Origin of the sequence: Pseudoalteromonas sp. Hal040 (genome assembly GCF_037162425.1) — a bacterium.
Taxonomy (GTDB): domain Bacteria; phylum Pseudomonadota; class Gammaproteobacteria; order Enterobacterales; family Alteromonadaceae; genus Pseudoalteromonas; species Pseudoalteromonas gelatinilytica.
This window is the reverse complement of sequence record NZ_JARLUU010000002.1, coordinates 377242-400994: the sequence shown is the minus strand read 5'-3', so window position 1 is coordinate 400994 and position 23753 is coordinate 377242. Positions and strand designations below refer to the sequence as shown.

At 41.7% G+C, this 23753-nt stretch carries 23 protein-coding genes; 15 read left to right on the top strand and 8 right to left on the bottom strand.

Features of this window, described 5'->3' with window-relative positions:
- Nucleotides 1-6: 6 nt before the first annotated feature.
- The 13 genes from P4S60_RS19480 to P4S60_RS19420 all read left to right on the top strand — a co-directional run bounded on the left by P4S60_RS19480 (nucleotide 7) and on the right by P4S60_RS19420 (nucleotide 13132).
- On the top strand, nucleotides 7-480 hold the full coding sequence (locus P4S60_RS19480) for a LolA family protein (protein ID WP_337117167.1): 474 nt from the start codon (nucleotides 7-9) through the stop codon (nucleotides 478-480).
- Nucleotides 477-2696, top strand: a complete 2220-nt coding sequence (locus P4S60_RS19475; protein WP_337117166.1) for an MMPL family transporter — start codon at nucleotides 477-479, stop codon at nucleotides 2694-2696. Before P4S60_RS19480 ends, P4S60_RS19475 begins: the two co-directional genes overlap by 4 nt.
- 3 nt (nucleotides 2697-2699) lie before the next feature.
- Nucleotides 2700-3941: an NAD(P)/FAD-dependent oxidoreductase gene (locus tag P4S60_RS19470; RefSeq protein WP_337117165.1), complete on the top strand. Its 1242-nt coding sequence runs from the start codon at nucleotides 2700-2702 to the stop codon at nucleotides 3939-3941.
- On the top strand, nucleotides 3929-4480 hold the full coding sequence (locus P4S60_RS19465; RefSeq protein ID WP_337117164.1) for a DUF3261 domain-containing protein: 552 nt from the start codon (nucleotides 3929-3931) through the stop codon (nucleotides 4478-4480). The genes P4S60_RS19470 and P4S60_RS19465 overlap by 13 nt, the downstream gene beginning before the upstream one ends.
- A 2-nt stretch (nucleotides 4481-4482) precedes the next feature.
- Complete coding sequence (locus P4S60_RS19460) at nucleotides 4483-5307, top strand: beta-ketoacyl synthase N-terminal-like domain-containing protein (RefSeq protein WP_337117163.1); 825 nt, start codon at nucleotides 4483-4485, stop codon at nucleotides 5305-5307.
- The gene (locus P4S60_RS19455; protein WP_337117162.1) at nucleotides 5258-5647 is read left to right on the top strand and encodes a hypothetical protein; all 390 of its coding nucleotides are present in this window, start codon (nucleotides 5258-5260) and stop codon (nucleotides 5645-5647) included. The genes P4S60_RS19460 and P4S60_RS19455 overlap by 50 nt, the downstream gene beginning before the upstream one ends.
- Nucleotides 5634-6089 carry an ApeP family dehydratase gene (locus tag P4S60_RS19450; RefSeq protein ID WP_063707668.1) on the top strand — a complete coding sequence of 152 codons (456 nt, stop codon included), beginning with the start codon at nucleotides 5634-5636 and terminating at the stop codon, nucleotides 6087-6089. Before P4S60_RS19455 ends, P4S60_RS19450 begins: the two co-directional genes overlap by 14 nt.
- A complete protein-coding gene (gene fabG / locus P4S60_RS19445; RefSeq protein WP_063707666.1) occupies nucleotides 6086-6811 on the top strand; it encodes a 3-oxoacyl-ACP reductase FabG in 726 nt (241 codons plus the stop codon). The genes P4S60_RS19450 and fabG overlap by 4 nt, the downstream gene beginning before the upstream one ends.
- Nucleotides 6811-8037: a beta-ketoacyl-ACP synthase gene (locus tag P4S60_RS19440; RefSeq protein ID WP_063707664.1), complete on the top strand. Its 1227-nt coding sequence runs from the start codon at nucleotides 6811-6813 to the stop codon at nucleotides 8035-8037. Before fabG ends, P4S60_RS19440 begins: the two co-directional genes overlap by 1 nt.
- A complete protein-coding gene (locus P4S60_RS19435; protein WP_337117160.1) occupies nucleotides 8034-8864 on the top strand; it encodes a MipA/OmpV family protein in 831 nt (276 codons plus the stop codon). Before P4S60_RS19440 ends, P4S60_RS19435 begins: the two co-directional genes overlap by 4 nt.
- A complete protein-coding gene (locus tag P4S60_RS19430) occupies nucleotides 8865-9296 on the top strand; it encodes a hypothetical protein (protein ID WP_063707659.1) in 432 nt (143 codons plus the stop codon).
- Nucleotides 9297-9362: 66 nt separating this feature from the next.
- The gene (locus P4S60_RS19425; protein ID WP_063707657.1) at nucleotides 9363-10664 is read left to right on the top strand and encodes a DEAD/DEAH box helicase; all 1302 of its coding nucleotides are present in this window, start codon (nucleotides 9363-9365) and stop codon (nucleotides 10662-10664) included.
- A gap of 221 nt (nucleotides 10665-10885) precedes the next feature.
- A complete protein-coding gene (locus P4S60_RS19420) occupies nucleotides 10886-13132 on the top strand; it encodes a carbohydrate binding family 9 domain-containing protein (protein ID WP_337117159.1) in 2247 nt (748 codons plus the stop codon).
- Nucleotides 13133-13163: 31 nt separating this feature from the next.
- On the opposite strand, the gene P4S60_RS19415 is transcribed toward P4S60_RS19420, so the two are convergent.
- From P4S60_RS19415 to P4S60_RS19390, 6 genes are all read right to left on the bottom strand, one after another.
- Nucleotides 13164-13682: a protein tyrosine phosphatase family protein gene (locus tag P4S60_RS19415; RefSeq protein WP_337117158.1), complete on the bottom strand. Its 519-nt coding sequence runs from the start codon at nucleotides 13680-13682 to the stop codon at nucleotides 13164-13166.
- Between the two features lie 19 nt (nucleotides 13683-13701).
- The gene (locus P4S60_RS19410; RefSeq protein ID WP_337117157.1) at nucleotides 13702-15438 is read right to left on the bottom strand and encodes an amidohydrolase; all 1737 of its coding nucleotides are present in this window, start codon (nucleotides 15436-15438) and stop codon (nucleotides 13702-13704) included.
- 73 nt (nucleotides 15439-15511) lie between these two features.
- Nucleotides 15512-16477, bottom strand: coding sequence for a Solitary outer membrane autotransporter beta-barrel domain (locus tag P4S60_RS19405; protein WP_105181815.1), 966 nt, complete (start codon nucleotides 16475-16477; stop codon nucleotides 15512-15514).
- Nucleotides 16478-16594: 117 nt separating this feature from the next.
- Nucleotides 16595-18190, bottom strand: a complete 1596-nt coding sequence (locus tag P4S60_RS19400; RefSeq protein WP_105173548.1) for an AbgT family transporter — start codon at nucleotides 18188-18190, stop codon at nucleotides 16595-16597.
- Between the two features lie 77 nt (nucleotides 18191-18267).
- A complete protein-coding gene (locus P4S60_RS19395; protein ID WP_063707636.1) occupies nucleotides 18268-18567 on the bottom strand; it encodes a hypothetical protein in 300 nt (99 codons plus the stop codon).
- Nucleotides 18568-18574: 7 nt separating this feature from the next.
- Nucleotides 18575-18835 (bottom strand): DUF3081 domain-containing protein, encoded by a 261-nt coding sequence (locus P4S60_RS19390; RefSeq protein WP_119853002.1) that lies wholly within the window; start codon nucleotides 18833-18835, stop codon nucleotides 18575-18577.
- Nucleotides 18836-19036: 201 nt separating this feature from the next.
- Here P4S60_RS19390 and P4S60_RS19385 point away from each other — a divergent pair, with 201 nt between their 5' ends.
- Together P4S60_RS19385 and P4S60_RS19380 are read left to right on the top strand one after the other, a co-directional pair.
- On the top strand, nucleotides 19037-19903 hold the full coding sequence (locus P4S60_RS19385; RefSeq protein WP_337117156.1) for a TlpA family protein disulfide reductase: 867 nt from the start codon (nucleotides 19037-19039) through the stop codon (nucleotides 19901-19903).
- 78 nt (nucleotides 19904-19981) lie between these two features.
- Nucleotides 19982-21262 carry a flavohemoglobin expression-modulating QEGLA motif protein gene (locus P4S60_RS19380; protein ID WP_287244805.1) on the top strand — a complete coding sequence of 427 codons (1281 nt, stop codon included), beginning with the start codon at nucleotides 19982-19984 and terminating at the stop codon, nucleotides 21260-21262.
- A gap of 84 nt (nucleotides 21263-21346) precedes the next feature.
- On the opposite strand, the gene P4S60_RS19375 is transcribed toward P4S60_RS19380, so the two are convergent.
- Nucleotides 21347-22564, bottom strand: coding sequence for a type III PLP-dependent enzyme (locus tag P4S60_RS19375; RefSeq protein ID WP_337117155.1), 1218 nt, complete (start codon nucleotides 22562-22564; stop codon nucleotides 21347-21349).
- Nucleotides 22565-22930: 366 nt separating this feature from the next.
- On the bottom strand, nucleotides 22931-23734 hold the full coding sequence (locus P4S60_RS19370; protein WP_337117154.1) for a DUF1338 domain-containing protein: 804 nt from the start codon (nucleotides 23732-23734) through the stop codon (nucleotides 22931-22933).
- Between the last annotated feature and the right edge of the window lie 19 nt (nucleotides 23735-23753).

The window sequence follows — 23753 nt, the reverse complement described above, 5'->3', positions numbered from 1 at the left end:
TTTCCTGTGTTTGCATCAAACGCAGTGACAGAGCAAGGCACATTTAGCCAAGAGAAGCATTTTAAAGGATTTAGTAAACCTTTTATATCAACAGGTTCGTTTGAACTTGCTGAAGATGGCCTCACTTGGCAGGTTGAATCTCCGGTTAAAAGCACGCTATTAATCAAGCAAGGGCAAGTATATACCCTTAACGCTCAAGATGAGCCGCAACTACAAAAAGGCGCGGAGCCTTACGTTAATTTACTGCAAGCAATTTTAAAGCATGATGAAGTGGCACTTGCTGAGCAATTTACGATGACAGATCATGCAGAGCCCGGTTGTCAGACTTTATTGCCTAAAGATGACTTGCTAAAACAGCTATTTAGTCAGTTCGAATTATGTGTAGCAGCAGAGCAAGTGAGCCGTGTGCGTCTTCAAGAAGCAAATGGTAACTTTACGGTATTACGCTTTGCGTATCCTCACAATGAGCAAAAACAGTGAAAGCATGGGGCCTAACGCTCGCTTGGCTGAGCCTATTAGTTAGCGCCTTAGTGGTTGTTTTTATTCTAAAACAGCCTACGTTGAATAATGATATTTTGGCTTTGTTGCCAAAGTCAGAACCGCGTTTACAGCAAGTCGAAGAACACTTTTTTGCGGCTAATAAACAGCAGTTGAGCTTTTCTTTTCGTGGTGAAAATGCAGTAAAAGCTTATGATAATTTAGAACAGTGGCTGGCGAGTAAACATATTGAGCCTCGTTTTAAGTTACCAGAAATATCCCAGTTGGCAGCATTTTACGGTCAGTACGCAGGGCATTTAGTTTCCGAGGAATATAAGCAAGCGATTGGCGATGCTAATCGCTTTCAACAGTATTACTTTAGCCAATTGAGTAAAGTCGCTGATCCTTTTGTTTCAAGTACTATCAACCAAGACCCTTCACTTGCCACAGCGGGGTTCTTATCTGAGGCTATGGCACACATGCAGCAATTTGAGCTGCAAGATGGCCGAATTAACATTAACTATCAAGGTGATGAGTATTTAATGTTATTCGTGCAAAGTGCTGACAATGCCTTTTCAATAAATCAATCAATAGCTTTAAGCAATGAGATTGTTGCCTATATCGCTGAGCTTGAAAGCCGCTATCCCGATACACAAATTCGTTATGCTGGTGCTTTATTTCACACCGCAGCAAATGCGCAGCAAGCCAAATTTGAAATGACCTTGTTTGGTTCGGTGAGCTTGCTGGCGCTTATTGTGATAGTGGTGTGGGTGTTTCGCTCGATAAATGCATTGTGGCTGGCCTCTGTAACCGTGATAAGCGCCGCTATTGGCGGCACCATTGCGCTGATCTGTATTTTTAGTCAAATCCATGTATTAACCATGGTGTTTGCCGTGACACTGATTGGTATTGCCATTGATTATGCATTTCATGGCATGCTTGATTTAACTGAGCAGCCACAAGGTTTTAGCCAAGGGCTCAAACTGGCGCTTTTGTTGTCGTTACTAACCACCACACTCGGTTACGCGAGTTTGTTTTTCTCACCGGTGCAGTTACTCAGTCAAGTGGGCGTGTTTGTTGTTGCAGGGCTAGTTACAGCTTGGCTCTGTACACGTATCTTATTGCCTTATTGGCAAACAGGATTAACCATTAACACTGCTGCGCATCAGTTAGCAAACATGTTAAGTGGTTATTTAAAACGCTTAACGCATTACCGCGTCGCACTCAGTATGCTGATGTTAGTGCTATTAAGTGCCTTTGCTTTACTAAAACCCCCTGTGATTAATGATGATGTAAAGCTGTTAAATGCAAGTCCTGCTGACTTAATGCAAAACGAAGCTTTGCATATGTCTTTATTAGGTAAGGATAATGGCCAAATCATGATTTTATTTGCCGATAATGCGCAGCAGTTATTAGTACAACAAGAAGCATTAAAAGCAACTATTCGCGGTCTTAATGGCCGTGTCTTGATGCTTAGTGACTTAGTGCCTAGTAAACAATTACAACAGCAAAACTATGCGCAAATGCATTCGGCCCAGCAAGCGATGAGTGTGGTTAGCCAAATGACAGGGATGCCCGTTGAGCTCTCAACACCAATGCTTGATTTAAACGCGGCGCTTAATTCTCCGTTAGCGCCGTTAATCGCTAACCAAGTGATCTCAAACAATACACTAACCGCAAGCTGGTTTATGGTAACGGGTGTAAATAAAACCGAGCTGATGGATTTAACCAACGCTTACCCAGATTTAATTGTTTACGATAAAGTCGCGATGATAAGCGAAGGTTTAAGTCATTACTCAAATTCGTTACTGGTGACACTGGCCATTGCGATGACCTTTGCGTTACTACTCTTTAGCGTTAAATTTGGTTTTAAAACGGCGTGTAAGCAAACGTTAGTACTTGTACTAACTACCGCAGCTGTACTGCTACTATGCAGTGCGCTGCAATCTCAGCTATCGATTTTTAATTTGTTAGGCTGTTTATTGATATTAGCGTTGGCAATCGATTACTTGGTGTTTTATCAGGTTAATAATTTAAGCCCGAGCAATGTACTCGCAATTAGTTTGTCAGCGGCATCATCGATGTGGGTATTTGGCATGTTGGCCGTTTCGAAAACGCCGGCCATTTTCAGTTTCGGATTAACGGTATTAGTGGGGCTAGTTTGTATCTATATCTTTGCGCCGCTTAGTATTGCATTACCTAAAAATAAGGAAAAATAATAGGTGAATAATCAAGTTCAACAGGCTGATGTTGTTATTATTGGTGCGGGCCCTTCAGGTGCCGTGGCTGCCAGTTTACTGGTGAAAAAAGGTTGGCATGTGGTGGTGTTAGAGCAGCAAACCTTTCCGCGTTTTTCGATTGGTGAAAGTTTATTACCCCAGTGCATGAGCTTTTTAGCAGAAGCAGGCCTTGAGCAAGCGGTGCAAACACAGGCACAATCGCTTGGTTTTCAGTTTAAAAATGGTGCGGCGTTTCAGCGTCGGGGCGACCACACAACAATCGATTTTACTGAGAAATTTAGCGAAGGCCCTGGCACGACTTTTCAGGTAAAACGTGCTGACTTTGATAAATGCTTAGCCGATGGTGCCATGCAGCAAGGGGCTGAAATACGTTACCAACATAGCGTGTTAGCGTTCACCGATTGTGAGGATGGCGCTTTACTTGAAGTTACGGATGAAAACCAGCAACGCTATCAAATTAAAGGGCGTTTTGTACTTGATGCCAGTGGTTTTGGAAGAGTATTACCTCGCTTACTTGATTTAGAGTCAGCATCAAATTTCCCAGTACGTTGGGCTTTTTTCAGCCATTTTAAAGATAATATTAGCGATACACAGTTTGACCGCGAAAAAATCTTAATTAACGTTCACCCAGAGCATAAAGATATTTGGTATTGGCTGATCCCATTTAGTGATGGTACGGCAAGCATTGGTGTCGTTGGTAAACCAGAGCAGCTTGAGGATAAACAACCACTCGCTGGTTTAAATGAATTTATTGAACAAGATAGCTATTTAAGTGAGTTATTAGCCAATCGTGAAGCAATTGGCGAAGCGCGTGCTATCAAAGGCTATTCGGCTAATGTGTCGAGCTTGTATGGTGAACATTTTGCACTACTTGGTAATGCCGGTGAGTTTTTAGATCCGGTATTTTCATCTGGGGTGACGATTGCATTAAAATCCGCCTCATTGGTCGCTCCTTTAGTTGATAGCTACTTACGTGGTGAGCAAGTTGATTTCAAAAACGATTACAGTGAGCCTTTGCAACAAGGGGTTAATTGCTTTAGAACCTACGTCAGTGCTTGGTATGATGGCTCTTTTCAAGACGTGATTTTTTACAGTGAGAAAAACCAACAAGTGCGCGAGATGATCAGTGCTATTCTTGCCGGTTATGCATGGGACTTACAAAACCCATTTGTAAAACAAAGCAACAAACGCTTAAATACGTTGGTTGAATTATGTCGCGACTAACACGCTCTTTGCTCTTATCTTTGAGCATATTAGTGGCAAGTTGTGCCAGTGAATTTGCAGTAAAAACGGGCGTTGATTTAGCGCCAAATGCTGGGATTTATTTGCTTGATCCACCGCCGTCATTAGTTGCCGATAATTGGCAGCAAGTGCTTGAAGTACGCCATGGCGATGAGCAGCATACATTACTAGCGCAACTGAGTTTAAACAGTGAAACGGGTATTAACTTGGCTCTTATGACGGCTCAAGGTATGCCAATTTTTCAGTTAGAAAAAGCGCCACTAGGGCCAATTAAAAGCGAAAAAATGCTTCCTATCAGTGCGGTTGATCCTCGCTATATTCTTGCTGATATCATGCTTGTACACTGGCCGGTTACTGTGCTTAACTCGCAGCTTTATGGCTTGAACTTGGTTGAACAAGGCTCAACGCGACGCTTATATCAGGGTGAGCAGTTAATTAGTGAAATTCGCTATTTAGACGGTGCAACAGAACTTGTAAACTTTCAGCGAGATTATAAAATTAAATTTCAAAGGGTTAATTGATTATGCCATTTTGGCTTAACGACTTAGGTATTGTTAGTGCATTGGGGGTTGGTCATCAACAAACGATGCAAAGTATCAGCTTGCAACCTAAACAAACACTCACAGAGGTGACGTCGCTTGCATTTGAGCAGCGCCCAACCTTTGTGGGTTTGGTTGATGAACTGCCATTAACAGCATCAATGCGATTTTATCAGCTAATCGATTTAGCGCTGGCGCAAATTGCTGACACATTAGCAAACATAGACATTCCGAGTAGCCGTATTGCTGTGGTGATTGGTACCAGTACTGCTGCAATTCAAGAAGGTGAGAGAGGCCGAAAAGCCCACGTCGCGAAGGGAAAGTGGCCAGAGGAATTTGATTATTACGACCAAGCGCTCGTTGCACCCGCCAATTATATTGCTAAAAAACTCGCCGCGAAGGGGCCAAGTTACAGCATTTCAACTGCGTGTAGTTCAAGTGCCAAGGCGCTTATTAGTGCGCGTGCCTTACTCAGTGCTGATTTAGCCGATGTGGTAATTTGTGGTGGGGTAGATAGCTTGTGCCAACTCACTATCAATGGCTTTGATTCGTTATCTTCGATCAGCGATGAAATCTGTAAGCCATTTAGCGGCGACAGGTCAGGCATCAATATTGGTGAAGCCGCGACGTTATTTGTTATGAGTAAAGAGCAGCACACAAAACAAAGTATTGCTTTTTTAGGTGGTGGTGAAAGCTCCGATGCCCACCATATTTCAGCTCCGATTGCAGATGGTTCTGGCGCAATCGCAGCCGATGACAATGGCATTGCAAGACGCGAATTTAACGCCTTCAGATATCGACTACATTAATGCCCATGGAACAGCCACACCGCAAAATGATGCGATGGAATCTCTGGCAATCAGTGAGGTATTTGGCAAAGATACTAAAGTGAGCTCTTCTAAACATTTGACCGGCCATACCCTAGGCGCTGCAGGTGCCTTAGAAGCTGGATTATGTTGGCTCTATTTGGCCTACCCAGAGTTTAATCAATTAGTATGTAATCAGGTGATCAAAGACGAATCATTGGCTGAAATTGGTTTAATAACACAACCAGAAACGGCAGAAATTAACACCTGTTTATCAAATTCGTTTGCCTTTGGTGGCAATAATGTCAGTGTAGTACTAGGACATCTAAATGAATCACTATAAAATTGAGCAAGTAGTCCCTCATAGTGAACCAATGATATTGCTCAATCGCTTATCTAGTTACAGCGAAGAGTCAGGTTGTTGTGAAGTGGATATAAGTTCACACAGCCCGTTTTATGACGAAAGCTTAAATGGGGTTGCCAGTTATATTGGCTGTGAATATATGGCGCAAACTATCGCAGCTTATGCGGGTGCGCTGGCAAAAGATAAAGGGAATGAAGTACAAATTGGTTTTTTAATTGGCACGCGCAAATATAAAACCTATGCACCGGTATTTAAAAACGAGCAAACGCTTAAAGTCTCGGTGACAAAATTATATCAAGAAGAATCAGGGTTAAGTGTATTTGAGTGTCAAATACATAGCGATGAAACATGCTTAGCAGAAGCAAAAATCAATGTGTTTCAACCACAAGACCCCATGCAGTTTATAAGAGAAAATCAATGACAAAACGTATTTTAGTCACCGGCTCAAGCCGCGGTATAGGCAAAGCAATCGCACTGAGACTAGCTAACGATGGCTTTGATATTGCTGTTCATTGTCGCAGTGGCGTGGCTGAAGCAGAGCAAACCTGTGAAGAAATTAGTGCGCTTGGTCGTCATGCAAGCTTATTGCAATTTGATGTTTGCGATAGAGAACTTGCTAAACAACAAATTGAAGCTGATATTGCCGAGCACGGTGCGTATTATGGGGTGATCTGTAATGCAGGTATCACGAATGATATGGCGTTTCCTGCGATGCAAGGTGATGATTGGGATAAAGTGATCCGTACTGGCCTTGACGGATTTTACAATGTGGTGCATCCAACGGTGATGCCAATGGTGCAAGGTCGTAAAGGTGGCCGTATTGTCACTATGGCGTCAGTATCAGGGATTGCTGGTAATCGCGGGCAAGTTAACTACAGTGCCGCTAAAGCGGGCATTATTGGTGCGACCAAAGCACTTTCGCTTGAGCTTGCAAAACGTAAGATCACCGTTAACTGCGTGGCACCAGGGTTAATCGAAACCGAAATGACAGACGATTTACCGGTTGATGAAATGCTAAAAATGATCCCATTAAAACGTATGGGTTCTGTTAATGAAGTAGCTGGCACTGTGTCGTTCTTGTGTTCCGATGACGCCGCGTATATCACCCGCCAAGTTATTTCTGTGAATGGCGGTATGGTGTAATGAAGCGTGTTGTTGTTACAGGCATGTCTGCTATCACAGCATTAGGTGATACCTGGGGCGAGTTTAAAACCGCTTTGCAAAAAGGTGAAAATGCTGTTCAGTACATGACTGATTGGGATGTGGCGCCAGAATTAAACACTCGACTAGCGGCACCAGTTACTCATTTTACTAAACCAAGCCATTATAAGCGTAAACAAGTTCGCTCAATGGGGCGTGTTGCTTTGATGTCGACCCGTACTACAGAGCTTGCTTTAGAAGAAGCTGGGCTATTAGACCACCCAAGTCTAACCGACGGTTCTACAGGGATTGCTTTTGGCTCGTCAACGGGGTCAACGCCACCATTACTGGCTTTTGCAAAAATGATGGAAACCGGTGAAATGACGGGCGTAACGGCCACCAGTTACATCCAGATGATGGCACATACGGCGCCTGTGAATGTGGGTGTCTTTTTTGGTTTAAAAGGCCGCGTGATCACTACCAGCTCTGCCTGTACATCGGGGTCGCAAGGTATTGGTTATGCTTACGAAGCGATTAAGTATGGCCGTCAAAAAGCCATGGTGGCTGGTGGTGCAGAAGAGTTATGCATTACAGAAGCCGCGGTATTTGACACCTTGTACGCGACCAGCACAAAAAATGATGCTGCGAAAAGCACGCCACGACCATTTGATCAAAATCGTGATGGTCTGGTTATTGGTGAAGGTGCAGGCACACTGATTTTAGAAGAGTATGAGCATGCCCTTGCACGTGGAGCGACCATTTATGCGGAGCTAGTTGGTTTTGGTTGTAACTCAGATGGTCAACATGTTACGCAACCTACCGCAGAAACAATGCAAGTGGCTATTGAAATGGCCCTTAATGATGCACAGCTTACAGCGGATCAAATTGGCTATGTGAATGCTCATGGTACGTCAACAGATCGCGGTGATATTGCGGAGTCTCTGGCGACTTTCAATGCCCTTGGCAAGAAACCTATTAGTTCATTAAAAAGCTATTTAGGTCATACCTTAGGAGCGTGTGGCGCCATTGAAGCATGGGCAAGTATCAATATGATGAATGATGGTTGGTTTGCACCTACTATCAATTTAACGGATGTCGATCCTGAGTGTGCTGATTTAGATTATATCAAGGGCAATGGCCGTGAAATGCAAACAGATTACATTATGAGTAATAACTTTGCGTTTGGTGGCATCAATACCTCTTTAATCTTTAAAAAGTGGCAAGCATGATCAAGCGCAGCATCATAAGTATTTTATTTATTCTAACTTTTAATGCTTATGCTGCAGAAGATAGTGTAGAAAAGGGCACTGCAAAAATGGAGTTCGGTGCAGGCCTTTTTTATGCTGATATCCCGCATTATTTAGGTTCAGATGAAAGTGAGCAATACCTATTGCCTGTGCCTTATTTTCGTTATCAAAGCGATAAAATGGCCATCGACCGCAATAACTTCACTGGCTTTTTGTGGCAGCAAGAAAACCTCCATTTAGATTTATCTGCCAACCTAGGTCTTGCAGTTGACAGTGAAGACAACAAAGCCCGAGAGGGTATGGATGATCTAGATTGGGTGTTTGAATTAGGGCCTTCACTTAATTACTACCTAATAGGTGAACCAAACGCTAAACAGCATTTGTATTTAAGCCTGTTTGCACGCAAAGCCATTGCGACAGATTTCTCAGGTATTGATGATATTGGCTGGCGTTATGGGCCAAGTGTGTATTATCGAGTGCCGATCATCGAAAAAGCGGATTCACAATTTTCATTAGCGTTTCGTGGCAATATCAACTTTGCTAGCGATAAATACCTTGATTACTACTATGGAGTGAGTGACTTACATAGCAATGAAACTCGCCAAGCATACTCAAGTCGTTCAGGTTTTTCTGGCGCTGATGTATCAATTGGGGTACATTTTGACACACCAAAGTATTGGTTAGGTGGTTTTGTTAAATATCATCACCTTGCTAACAGTCAACAAGATGCAAGCCCACTCGTGAAGCAAGATTATAATGTTTCGGTCGGTTTTGGTGTTGCATGGAAGTTTTATAGAAGGAATTTTTAAATGAAGTTATTGCCCCTTGCATGTGTTTTAGCGGCTTGTTTGTTTTCAACAAACAGTTTTGCACGTGATGATATACAAACGCTACCTGTACAAGCACTACTTGAAACCACCAAAGCGAAACAAGCGCTGTTAGATATTCCGCTGTATTTTGCTGATCAAAGTCATACCAGCATTAAAACCAATTATGGTGAAGTTATCACCAACAAGAAAACCAACGCATTTAATAAAACTGACCGAGAGGCGTGTGAATGGGTAATGCTCAGTGCTTTAAAAGCATTACAAGAGCGTGCTGTTCGTGAAGGCATGAATGCAGTTGTAAATATTCAGTCGTATTACAAGAAGCGTGAGTTTGTCAGCCAAACAGAATATCAATGTGGTGCGGGCACATTTGTTGCTGGCGTGGCATTAAAAGGCACTTTAGTTAAGTTATAACTAACTAAAGTCATTTTTTTCTGTATAATTTGCGACCCTTGATATGATGGCCGCAGGTTATACAGCATGAATTTTAAATCATTTAGTTTTTCTTCTGAGCTTTTACAGGCATTAGAAGAGCTTAATTTCGAAACGCTTACTCCCGTTCAACGTAGTGCAATTCCTGCGGTAAGAAAAGGCAAAGACGTACTTGTTAGTGCGCAAACAGGCACGGGTAAAACCGCAGCATTTGCTTTACCACTTATCCAAAAATTATCAGAATCAGCGGTTAGTGAAAATAATGCACCGAGTGCATTAGTGCTTGCACCTACTCGCGAGTTAGCTGAACAAATCGCTAATAATTTTAAAGCGTTTGCAAAATACACTGAACTCAAAACAGTGTGCTTGTTTGGTGGTATCAATTTAGCGGGTCAAGCTAACGATTTGAAAGCGGGTGTTGACATCGTGGTTGCAACGCCAGGGCGCTTACTTGATCATATTCGTTTAGGTAACATCAGCTTAGCTAATGTTAAGCATTTAGTGCTTGATGAAGCTGACCGTATGCTAGACATGGGTTTTATCAGCGATATGCAAACGGTTATAAATAGCTGTGATGAAGCGCGTCAAATCTTGTTGTTCTCTGCCACTTTCCCTGCTGCAATTAAACAATTTGCGAGTAAAGTACTAAAGCAGCCTGAAATCATTCGTGTCGATCAAACAAACAGTACCGCAGAAACAGTGCAACACGTTGTTTATCCGGTTGAAGAGCGCCGTAAGCAAGAACTTTTATCTGAATTGATTGGTAAGAAAAATTGGCAGCAGGTACTTGTTTTCGTAAACATGAAAGAGACTGCTGATGAGCTTGTAAAAGAGCTTAACCTTGATGGTATTCCAGCGGTTGTTTGTCATGGTGATAAAACCCAAGGTAACCGTCGCCGCGCTTTGCGCGAGTTTAAAGAAGGTAAAGTTCGCGTACTGGTCGCAACCGAAGTGGCTGCCCGTGGTATTGATATTGAAGGGTTACCACGTGTGATCAACATCGACCTACCTTGGCTTGCAGAAGACTACGTGCACCGTATCGGCCGTACAGGTCGTGCTGGTAAGCCGGGTCAAGCTATTTCGTTTGTCAGCCGTGAAGAAGAAAACACTTTATTTGATATCGAAAAGCTAATCGGACAGCGCATCAAGCGTGTTGTTTTACCAGGTTACGAAGTAAGCAGCCGTGAAGTACTGATTGATAAAATTGGTAAAAAGCCGTCGCATTTACGCCGTAGCCGTACAAATAAGGCTTCAGGACAGGCAACGGGTGAAGCGCGTGCGAAGAATCGTTCACGTATCGCAAATGTTCGCAAATCTTTGAAAGGCAATAAATTAAGCCTTAAAAAGTAATGAATTTCGATAACAAACGATAAGAGCTTCTATAAAAAAGCCCCATTGCTGTTTGGCAATGGGGCTTTTTTTGGCTCTGTTATTAGTACAAATGGAGTATTTTGTTAAATTTTATGACATAAAACCGAGAATTAGATTAACAAATGTACCTTGCTGAATTACAATCGCTTTGAAATCAGTCAAGTAGCGTTTCTAACGCGTCAGTATCTAAATGGATGTTTATGCAGTACTTAAAAAGAATAATAAATAAAATAATCGCCCCTACATTTTTACTCAGTGTTGCTAGTGTGCCTTTTTATGCTAATGCATTTGATAAAGCAGAGTTCTCCCTTGCCCATATTAAAGAGTCGATTAGCGTTGATGGTGTGATGGATGAATCGCACTGGCAATACGCTACAAAAGTGCCACTAAAATATCAAAATGAACCAACTGAAAAAGGTACGCCTCTCGTGCAAACCGATGCTTACATGTATGAAGATGGTAAATACTTGTATGTTGGTTTTATTGCAAAAGATAATGACCCTTCGCAAATTCGTGCCGCCCTTCGAGACCGCGATACACTCTGGCAAGACGACAATGTTGCCTTGATGATTGATACCTTCAATGATGAACGAACTGGCTATGAGTTTTATGTAAACCCTCTTGGTGCGCAAGGCGATATGCGCATGACTGATATCGATGATTGGGCGGAAGACCCATCATGGGACGCCATTTGGGACAGTGCCGGGCAAATAACCGACGACGGCTATGTGGTTGAAATGCGTATTCCATTTACTGCACTTCGCTTTCCAAAGGATCAAGCCCAGTTAACGTGGAGTTTTGCAGTATGGCGTAATTACCCGCGTGATGTGTATTATCAAATGTCGAACGTTGGTTTTGACCGAGATGTGAAGTGTAGCTTTTGTCAGTTTGATAAACTTACAGGCTTTGCCAACATGACAGAAAGCCAAAATATTCAGCTTACGCCAACCTTAACTGCGCTTCGCCATGATACCAAAGACACAGTGCCGGGTGATTGGCAAAATGGCGATATTGATACTGAAGCGGGCTTGGACTTACGTTGGGGGGTGACGCAAGATGCGGTTATTAATGCCACCATTAATCCTGACTTTTCGCAGGTCGAGGCAGATTCACTTGAACTTGATGTAAATACGACTTACTCAATTTATTATGCTGAAAAGCGTCCATTCTTTTTAGATGGCGCCTCTTACTTTAATACCAGCCAACTAGAGCTTTTATATACGCGAATGATTGCTGAACCTGACGTGGGTTTAAAATTAACGGGTAAAACTGGCGCACACAGCTATGGCTTTATGTACGCAGACGATCAGAATACCAGTGTCTTACTTCCGACGAATCAAGGTTCGGGCTTTGCTAATCTGGCAGATAAAACGCAAGCAGTAGCGGCGCGTTATCAGTTTGATATTGGCCAAAAAGGCACAATTGGTGTGATGAGTACTCACCGTGAAAATGATGATTATCATAATACGGTGTTATCTCTAGATGGCAGCTACTGGTTTAATCAATCAGATAGTTTGCAGTATCAAGTAGCAAGCACAGATACTACCAACCCCGATTTTTTAGTGGATTATTATGGCGTTGATAAAGACCAATCTGATCAAGCTTTTGCCATTGAATTTACAAGAACTAAGCGTGATTACGAGGTCTATGCTAATTACGAAAACATTGGCGAAGATTATCGTTCAGATTTGGGTTACCAAGCAAAAGTTGATTATGAACAAGTACAATTAGGTGGTGGGCAAACCTGGTATCGTGATGCTGATGATGCTATTACAGAGTACAGCTACAATGTTGAGTGGGATAAAACATGGGCGCAAAATGGCGACCTACTCGAAGAAGAATATGATGGCTATTTTACCTTTAAAGGTAAGATGCAATCGCAAACAGAAATTGGTTTTATTCATCGAAATGAGTTTTATGCCGGCGAGTTCTTTAACCAAAACATAGGCTATATCTACGGCGGTTTTAGACCCATCCGCGATGTTCGTTTCTTATTGTATGCTCAATATGGCAGTAAAATCGATTACAGTAATGCAGCTCTCGGTACTATGGTACGCATTGAACCTGAGATGACATGGGATATTAACGACCATTGGCAGATTCAATTAGAGCACAGCTACAGCTACCTAGATAACGAGCAAAATGAGCGTGTTTATACTGCAAACTTAACGGATCTACGTGTTTATTATAAATTTAATATGCGCTCGATGCTGAAACTCGTTTTACAGTTTGAAGATGTCGATCGAAACAATGAAGCTTATCGATTTGATGTAAGCCAAACTAACCGCGATTATGGTAGTCAGCTAGTGTATTCGTACAAAATTAACTCGCAGACACTGTTTTATTTAGGCTATTCTGATAAAGGGTATCAAGATGATTCGTTGAAGAGTCTTGAGCGTGATCAGCGTACCTTCTTCACTAAGCTAAGCTATGCATGGCAGCTTTAGCTTAAGCAAAAATAATACATAGTTGGTCAGCTTATAGCTGACCAAGTTCTTCGTTTACTTTACTTCTTACCACGCCTTCAAGGCTTTTCAAGCCCCATTGCTTACCAATCTCGACAGCTTCTTCAATAGGCTTTTTCAAGGTTACCGCATTGTATAGCGCAACGAGAGCACCGACACGGTTGCTGCTCGCGCAGTGAAGTAAGGTGGTTTGTTGTTGGTGCTCATTGAGTAAGGCCTGAAGTTTCGTGGCGTTTTCAATGGTAATATCAGCTTTAGATTGCACAGGAATATGGTAATAGTTCATGCCAAGCTCTGTGACTAACTCCTGCTCAGACCAATTCGTTTCATTATCACCACGAAGGTTGATAATGTTCACAACACCAAGTTGTTTTAGCTTGGCAAAATCAGTTTGATTTGGCTGACCTGACGTTAATACATGCTCAGACTGCGCCTTGAGATTTAAAATATCTAGTTGCGTTACAGCTGTTTGTGCAGCTAATGCAGAAAAAGACAGCAGCGCAGCACATGCTAATTTTATGAACTTATTCATGTTACTCCTTAAAGTGTGTTTAATTTTTGCTGTAGACAGTTTTACCACGGCTAATGGTTTCTAACACTTGTAAGTTATGTAGCTCTGCAGGCTTTATTTTCAACGGATTGTTATCAAGGATAATTAAATCTGCTTGCATCTCTTGTTTTAATTGCCCTTTTGAGCTTTCTTCAAAGTGTTGATACGCAGGCCATGTCGTCATTGCTTGTAGGGCAGTATACACAGAAACGCGTTGATCTGGGCCTAATACTTGATCTGTACGGGTCGTACGGTTAACCGTTGCATCTAATACGCGCAGTGCGTTTGGCAAGGCCACAGGTGCATCATGATGGGTGCTAAACATTAATCCTTGTTCGAGAACCGCATGAGTAGGTGAAATAAAGTCAGCTCGCGGGTGACCAAGCACCGAATTTACATGCCAGTCGCCCCAATAAAAGGTATGCATTGGGAAGAGCGATGGAAATATGCCTAACTCTTTAAGGCGATTAACCTGATCTTGACGAATTGTTTGACCATGAATGAGTACCGGTCGACGGTCTTTTTTGCCAAGCTTATTATTGGCATTTTCAACGGCATTTAAGAACTGCTCAATAGCAGCATCACCATTTGCATGTGTCATCACTTGCCAGTCATTGGCAAAGGCCGTTTCTATATATTCATAAGCTTGTTCATCATTAAAAGTAGGGTAGCCTGCATAACCTTGCTCTTGGCCTTCGGGGGCTTTTAGGTAAGGATGAGATAACCAAGCAGTTTTACCTTGTGGTGAGCCATCAAAGTTAAGTTTTACACCCCCAATGCGAAAATGATTCGTGTAGTTTTTACTGTTATAGCTTGAATCCATAAAACTGCTGCTGGTGGCCATATCGGCATAGGCAACCACATCAATCACGAATTTATCCGCTTTTGATGCCCTTACCATTGAATCATAGGCTTCTTGAGTTGCTCGGCCCTCTTGCGCTGTAGTGTAGCCGTATTTTGTATAGAGCTTTTGTCCTTCTTGGAGCATTAAATCTTGTAAGTCAGGATCAAAGGACTGCATCAGTTTAAACAGTAAACCAAAGTGTGCGTTTTCTTCGAGCACGCCATTGGGTTCTTGCGAGTTCGGCATACGACGAATTAGCCCGCCTTTAGGGTTTTCTGTGTTTTCATCGATGCCAACCATGGCTAAGGCTTTACTATTTGCAACACTCAAATGCCCTGAGGTATGAATGATAATGACCGGCTTTTCGGTGCTCACGCGGTCTAAATCCATTTTAGTTGGGTATCTATCAAGCTCAGCATCATCGTAACCAAAGCCTAAAATTGCCCCCGTTTTTTCAATAAATGTAGTGTAGTCAGGGTTATTTTGTGCGGCGGTGAGAATATTAACAATTTGTTCAACGCTATTGGCATCACCATCTGGGCTAGGTAATACATTGGCTACCATGGCTTGCAAACCAACACCATAGACATGGCTATGGCCATCAACAAAGCCTGGCATTAAGGTTTTGCCTTGCAAATCAATTAGCTTTGTTTTGCCAAACTTATGCTCAAGCGCTTTGTTTTTATCACCCACAAAGATGATTTTGTCACCTTGTGTAGCAATAGCCTGCACATATTCTGGTTCATCGCCAGCCATTGTAAGAATATCGCCACCATAATAAATGGCATCTGCAGCACTTACTTGCAAAGGTAGGGTTTTAGCTGTTTGCTCAGGGGGTTTATCGCAAGCCGTTAAGGCAAGGAATGCACAAGCGATCGCGAGATGATGTTTCATATAACTCTTCCATGAATTTTAATTATGTCTAAGAATATAGTCTGTTTTAAAATTTTGTCTTTAAAAAATGGACTTAAATTTCATTAAAGTACAAGACAATAGCAGCGCCATCGAGGCTACTGCCGTTATGAATGTTGATACCCACTCCAAAGTTGTCAAACCACGATGTCCACTTTCTACTGTCCCATAAAAAGCCAATACCGTATTCATAAAAGTGGTCGGTCCCAAACGCTACACGACTATCACCGCCTAAATCGATTCGCTGTCCTTTAATGTAAAAAGCTTGCTCAAAAGGCCCGATTTTAAACATGTTAAATTTAGCTTTTATACCATTGAGAGTACGCCACGTCTCTGGTGCTGCATTATGAATACCATCTGGATGAGAGAGAGCCCAGCCATAGTAATAATTAAAATTAAGCTTGTACTCGTAATAGCCCCAATACCTAGGAAGTCGATAGATCATAGTCGCATTTGGGTTTAACACCAGTGCATTACTATTGAGGTTGGTGTAAAGGTTATCAGCTAAAGGCTGTAAGTCGCGTCTGGATTCAGAGGAATTGTAATCATAATCATTGTTGTAATGTAAGTAGTGAGTATTAAAGCCAAATTGATATGACCATTTAGAGCCAAGTGCTTTCTCAGCATTAAAACCGAGCATCCCGTTATACACAGTTTCTGAAATATAGTCGTCAGCGACATTCTCATACAAAGAGATAAAATCTGATTGATTTAAATAACTTATTCTGCCGGTCAAACTTAGTTTGTGTTGATAAATAGGCTCATCAAGCTGCCATGTGTAAGGAATACTGTAGAGCTTAAGCTCCTTTCTAAGTGCGATACTGTCTTCATCTTTGCTGGCATGTTGCGGGTCAAACAGTGTTTGCGGATCAAAATCACCAAACCCCAAAGTAATACTGTCACCATCCGTTAAAACTAACGACGTTGCAAATGCGGTTTCAAGTTGTTTGGTTGGATTAGCATATAAATTAAATACATTTAATGCGTACAGGAGAAGCCACAGCTTAAATTGCTTTTTCATAAAAAATAACAATAAAAATTAATGTCTTAATAATAGTCGCAAAGTTAGTTTTCAACAATCTCAGGTACAAAAAAGCCAAGCATTAGCTTGGCTTTTTTTAATCTCTTGAATAAGAGATTAAGGCTGATAATAAATCGGTGATTCAGGGCCAACTGGGAAGCCCAGTACAAACACCCATAAGTAGAATAACGCGACCCAACCAACAAAGAAGATAATGCTGTAAGGAAGCATGGTCGCAACCAATGTACCAATACCCATGTCTTTCTTATACTTAGTTGCCACAGCCAGTATCAAACCAAAGTAACTCATCATTGGGGTGATAAGGTTAGTAACCGAGTCACCAATGCGGTACGCCGCTTGAATGGTTTCTGGCGCATAGCCTATTAGCATTAACATTGGTACGAAGATAGGTGCCGTGACAGCCCATTGTGCTGATGAAGAGCCTAAGCTTAAGTTTACTAATGCACACATTAAGATGAATAGCACAAATACTTCTGGGCCAGTTAGGTTTAACGCTTGTAATAGAGCGGCGCCGTTAATGGCTAAAATTGTGCCTAGGTTGGTCCATTTAAAGAAAGCAACGAACTGTGCTGCAAAGAAAACCAGCACAATGTACATACCCATCGAGCTCATGCTTTTACTCATGGCATCGATGACATCTTTATCGTTTTTCATGGTGCCAACAACGCGGCCGTAAACAAAACCTGGAATACCGAAAGTCACAAAGATAAATACCACAATGCCTTTTAAAAATGGCGAGTGTGCAACAAGGCCTGTTTCTGGGTTACGCAAAATGCCGTCTTCAGGAACAATTGTCCAAGCAAGTAATAATGACACTACCAACAGTGACACACCTGCCCACTTAAGACCTGATTTTTCTTTATCGGTTAAACCAGCAATGTCATTTTTAGGTAAATCATTGCTTGCTTCATCTGGGTTGTATTTGCCAAGGCGTGGCTCAACGATTTTCTCGGTAACGAACGTGCCTAAAATGGCAATTAAAAATACTGAGATCATCATGAAATACCAGTTTGCTTCAGCGCCAACTTGGTAATTTGGATCAATCATTTGTGCTGCTGGCGTGGTGATACCTGCAAGTAGCGGGTCTATGGTACCGAGTAATAAATTGGCACTGTAACCACCTGAAACACCGGCAAATGCTGCAGCAAGACCGGCAAGCGGATGACGACCAAGACTGTGGAATATCATGGCCGCTAATGGAATAAGTACGACGTAGCCAAGTTCAGATGCCGTATTTGATAAAATCGCAGCAAACACCACCATAAAAGTAACTAGGCGTTTAGATGCGCCCATTACCATGCCACGCATAGCTGCTGAAAGTAAACCAGAGTGCTCTGCAACACTCACACCTAATAAAGCAACGAGTACCGTCCCAAGTGGTGCAAAGCTGGTGAAGTTCGTAACAAGGCCAGTAACGATACGCTGCAGGCCTTCGGCACTAAGCAGGCTGACCACTTCAATTACACCATCAGGATCGCGACCTGCTGCGCCCTCTGGGCGTGGGTCGATAGCACTTAAACCAAACCAGTCGGCAATGCCGCTAAAGACAATGATAGCAACGCAGAACATTGCAAATAAGGTGATAGGGTGGGGTAGCATATTACCCAAAAATTCAACGGTGGCTAAAAATCGGTTAAATAACCCATTGTTACCACCCTCATGGGTGTTGTGAGAGTTTATTGCTTTTGACATGTCCAGTTCTCGTTATTTCAAAATGGCGCTAACCTAGCATTTTTTACCGAACAGATCATGTTTTAGCGGTAGGCGTTCTAATAGGTACGTTCCAATACACCCTTATATAGCAAGGGGTAGCGGCGCAAACGTTTGCCAATGTAATCATCAGCTAGAATTTGCGCACAGATTTGCTCTACATCGTTACTTGCTTCAAATACCCAATCAAAGCGCTCGATTGCAAGCAGAAAACCACGCTTGAGGAACTGTTGTTCACGATAGTAACTAAGATTATCGCGAATGATATCTAACTTACCTGGGTTAGATTTAAGTTCATCTATCACTTGGTTGATAAACGCTTGCTGTTGCTTTGACTCAGCTTTTACCCGTCGTTTCATTACTTCTTCAAAGTTCCTTATCAGCGATATATAGCACTTTCTTTAAAAAATCTTCTTTGTTCTTTTCATGTTGATAGTCAAGGTGATAGGTATTATGAAAGCCAAAGCGTAGTAACACACCACTGCCTTTTAGATATACCGTATAACCATCGATATCCGAAAAAGCACAAATACCTTCATAGAGCTTACCATCTTCATGATCTTCACCGTGTTGAATGATTTTTTCATACACAGAAAGAATTAATTTACCGTCTAGCTCATTTTTCATGATGACTCCTTTTTGATGTAATACGTTTCAAACCTATAAAAAGTTTAGTGTTATTTTATGCAGGTATTAACTGTTTTGAGTATTTTTAAAACCTTACTTTGCGATAAATCAGTAAAATCACATTGAGTAAGCGGATGTCGAAAATTTACAATATTTTCTCTTATCTTAAACTTAAGATAGATTTTATTTGAGGGACGCACAATGAGATATAAATTTATACCCCTGATACTACTAGCAGGCTTGTTGCTTGTAAGCAAAAGCATATCAGCAAATACAGCCCCCCTGGTGTTAGAAAATGAAGCGGGGCAAATAGTTAAACTTGACAGTTACTTAGGCAAGAAACCCGTTTACTTAAAGTTTTGGGCTACTTGGTGCAAGCCATGTATGGAGCAAATGCCACATTTTCAGCATGCATATGAGCAATATGGCGATAAAATTCAATTTGTGGCTATTAATATTGATCTCAATGATGATGCAGACGCTGTTGCTAAGGTTAAAGAGCGTTTTTCACTTACTATGCCAATTTTTACTGATCACACAGGGCAAGTTGCTAAACATTATGAATTTATGGGCACCCCTTTTCATGTATTGATTGATAGTGATAAAAAGGTGATTTTTCAAGGCCACGAAGCTGATAAACCGCTTGATAACACATTACGTTTGTTATCACACAATGGCAAAGTTGATGAAGCGCGCTTACTAAACGAAAAGCAAGGCCAAGCCACTCCTTTGGTAATTCCGAATAAAGGCAAAAAAGCTGTGCTATTTACAGCTACATGGTGCGACTGGTACTTAGCCGACACTCGCCCTGCAATGGCAAAGCAATGTGTATTAGCGCAGCAACATGCTAATAAACTGGCAGAGCAAGGAGTTGATGTCGAGGTTAAAGTGAGTCAACTGTGGACCGATCAAAGTGCAGTGCAAGAATATGTTGATAAATTCTCTGCAACCATGCCGGTTTCAATCGATTTTGGTAATGATTTATTTATTGAAAATGGCATTAATTCGGTACCCAGTTTACTTCTCTACAACGACGGAAAATTAGTCTCTAAAAAAGCTAAATTTTAATTAAAACAGCGTGATTTTGCTTTGTAATTATGCAAATTTAGCCTATGCTCAAGGCTCATTACACAGTGAGCCTAGAGCATGATAGATAAGGCATTATTAGCAAAAACACGCGAGTTATCTGACCGATTAATCGCACTGCAAACACCCATCCGTATCCTTGATGCGATTAATTGGGATAAACAAATCAAAGAAGAGTTTTTTAAGCATAAGTGCCAAAAGAACCCAACGGTTGATCAAGCCTATTACCAACAGCGTGACCTTGGGTTTGTACCAAGTGAGTTACGTCGTGCGTTCTCTGATTTAAATCGCGATATCATCAGCCAGCTAGGGCAGTTAAACCCGATTGCGCAATACATGAGCAAAATGTGTACTGAATATAAAACCGTACTCAGTATGATTGAATATCGCGGTACCCCTGAATTTCATGATTTGTCTGTTGAGTTGTTCGGTCACCCCAAAGATTTATTCCATGCTGGAGAGCCTTCACTTTCTGAGCTTGCAACCATGCTTGAGCAGCCTTTAAAGAGTATGCTTGATGCCGATATTTTACCTGATGATCCAAAAAATATAGATGCAGAAGACGCGGTTAAAATTTTAGCATCACAAGTGGCTCAAACGATGCCGGGCATCGATGTTGAGGTTATTCTGAGCGACGGTATTGTGAGTGACGCCGCGGCAGGTGCAAATAATATTAAACTTAATCAAGATGTTAAATTCTCTCAAAGAGAGCTAGATATTCTTGAGGTGCATGAAGGCTGGATCCATGTCGGAACCACGCAAAATGGTCTAGCTCAGCCATATTTAACTTGTTTAAGTAAAGGCACACCGAGCTCTACAGTTACCCAAGAAGGCCTTGCGGTATTGACCGAAATTATTACCTTAAAGTCGACGCCACGACGTTTAGCAAAGTTAGTGAACCGTATTCAAGGTATCACTAAGGTTATTGATGGCGCGGAGTTTGTTGATATTTATCGTGACTATGTAGCGCAAGGTTTGAGTAAAGACGACAGTTATACACTTACTCAACGGGTGTTTAGAGGCAGTACAGCAACAGGCTTACCTTTTACCAAAGATATCGCTTACATCAAAGGCTTTGTGTTAGTGTATAACCTTATTCGGGTTGCTATTCAGCTAGGTCGAATAGATCAATTGCACTTATTATTAGTCGGTAAAATCTCAATTGATGATTTTAGACTGATATCGCAATTACATGATTTAGGTGTAATTGAAGACCCTAAATTTATTCCGCCACACTTTAAAGACTTACGAGGCCTAGCAACTTGGCTCAGCTTTGGCCGTTTTATTGGCAACTTGTCGTTTGAGCAATTAGAAAACGACTACAAACCACTGTTTCTTTAGACACAAAAAAATGCAGCTGGAATGAGCAGCTGCATTTTAAGAGTTAAAGCATGTTGCCTTACATGCTTTTAGTCGAGGAAACGATTAACCGGTGAGTGCATCAACCTGCACACCATCATTCAGTACAATAACTTCAGCACGTTTAAAGAAGTTAAAGTCTGTTGCGGTTGCTAATGTGTAAGCACCCATCATACGGCCGATGATTAAATCACCATTGTTTAATTTTGGTAGCATAATTGACTCACTCACTACGTCGATGCTATCGCAGGTTGGGCCTGCTAATACTGACTCAACACGTTCATTTGATTGCTTTAACGAGTCGATAGGGTACGAGGCTTCATCGAACAATAAACCACTGAATGAGCCGTAAATTCCATCATCTAAGTAGTACCATGGCTTGCCATCACGTTCGGCTTGACCCATTACCGATGCAACACTGGTAACAGCACTAGCAACTATAAAGCGACCTGGTTCAGCAATTACACGAACTGTCTCTGGTAACTGTGCTAAGGCATCATTGATTGGCGCACAAAACTCCTCAATTCGCAGCACATCTTTGTTGTACGGCACTGGGAAACCACCGCCGATATCAAGCGTACTAAGCGCAGGTAATCCTAATGCGGCTACATCGTTAATCACTTGATTACACGCAGCAATGGCAGTGACATATTTAGCTGGGCTTGCTGTTTGCGAACCAACATGGAACGATAACCCTTTGATACGAATACCTAATTGTTGCGCATAGCTAATGATTTCTATGGCCATTGCTGGGCTACAACCAAATTTTTTCGATAAATCAGCGAATGCCTCCGCATTACGAAAACTTAAGCGAACAAGTAACTCAACGTGGTCTTTGTATGCAATGAACTTTTCTAATTCATTGATGTTATCAACCACAAACACATTACAACCGTATTCAAGAGCATCACGGATATCACGATCACGTTTGATAGGGTGTGTGTGAATCGTACGATCACTTGGTACGCCTTGGCTAGCGACTAAGTCAATTTCACCACTGGTTGCTAAATCAAAGCTGGCACCTTCTTCTAAAAGCGTACGAACAACCGCAGGATGAGGAAGTGGCTTTAACGCAAAGTGTAAAACAACGCCAGGTAAAGCATGGCTTAATGCACGGTATTGGTGACGAACAGATTCACAATCTAGCACCATTAATGGCGCGCCATGTTGTGCAACAAGTTGCTCAATAAATAGGTTTGATGGTTGTGCGACTGGTTCGTTTGCAGCAACCGACGCTGCAGGTACTTTGATTGTTAAATCTTGTGTAAGTGTTGAAATAGCCATTTTACTCTCCGGCAATTAAGCAACTGCTCGGGAAAAATGGAAGTCCGAGTCAGTTGAGTGTTATTAAGCGCACAGTATGTTCTGTGCAATCAAATACACTCTTGGATAGTTGCTCTATCGCCTTGCTACAAACAGTGTTTGTAATGTACTCGGATTGGCTATCATCAAGAAGCGGCGAGATAATAGATCTGCTTTTTTATTTGCGCAATAAAAAATTTCAAAAACAGAAATATATTTTTAACCTTTTGATTTTTAATTGATTATATCGATTTGAATTTTTGATACTCTAGAGAAACAGATTTTATTAAACGAAAAATCCCCAAAAAGGGGATTTTTTAATTATAGGTTTAGCTAACAAGCCGTTACTTATCGAGCATTGGTGCTCTCAAAAATTTTGTCTGCAGATGCTGCTACAAAGCCTGTGTAAAGCTCGCCATCTGGTTTTGCATAACGCAGAGCGAATTCATAAAAACAACTCGGTACAGCAACAACACCATCGCTAAATTCAACTTCGCTGTCATCAGCAAGAGTTGAAGATTGCTCAAGTAATACTTCTGGTGAACCTTTGATTTCGCCGCCAGATGTATTTAGCGCAAAACCCGCATCTTTAAGTGCTTGGTTTACACTTTCGATATCATCGAATTTTGCTAATTCATTGATGCTCACGGTAAAGTGATTAGCACGGTAACCCCATGCAGACATCCATGCTGCGTATTCGCTTTCTGCTAGCAGCTTTTTGTAGGTGTCTGAGCTTACTTGCCAGTGCGTACCTGAATAGAGGAAATTATCCGCTGTTACAGCGTCTTCGTCAATCGGTTCAACCATGTCATTAACGATAGCTTGTAATTCTTCTGAGCATTGCTCAACAAGTAATTCAGAAATGAAAACTTTAGGTTGCTTAGGATCTGAGTGTTCGAAGTGCTTAGCGTATAGTTTTTTCGCTTCGAAGTGGTACTCGCCGCATTCTTTGTAACCAACTGCTAAAAAGTGTGCAGCTAGTTTTTCTAAACCGATTTTCTTATGGTTAAAAGTACGTAAAGCGATGTGATCGTTGATCACGTCATCTTTTTGTGTAGAGCCAAGTAACTCATGTACTTTTACCGCCGATGGCGTAACTGATAAATAGTTATCCCATAGGTTTTCAAATAGGGCGTTTACATCTGTGTGCATGTTTAATTCCTTCAATTAA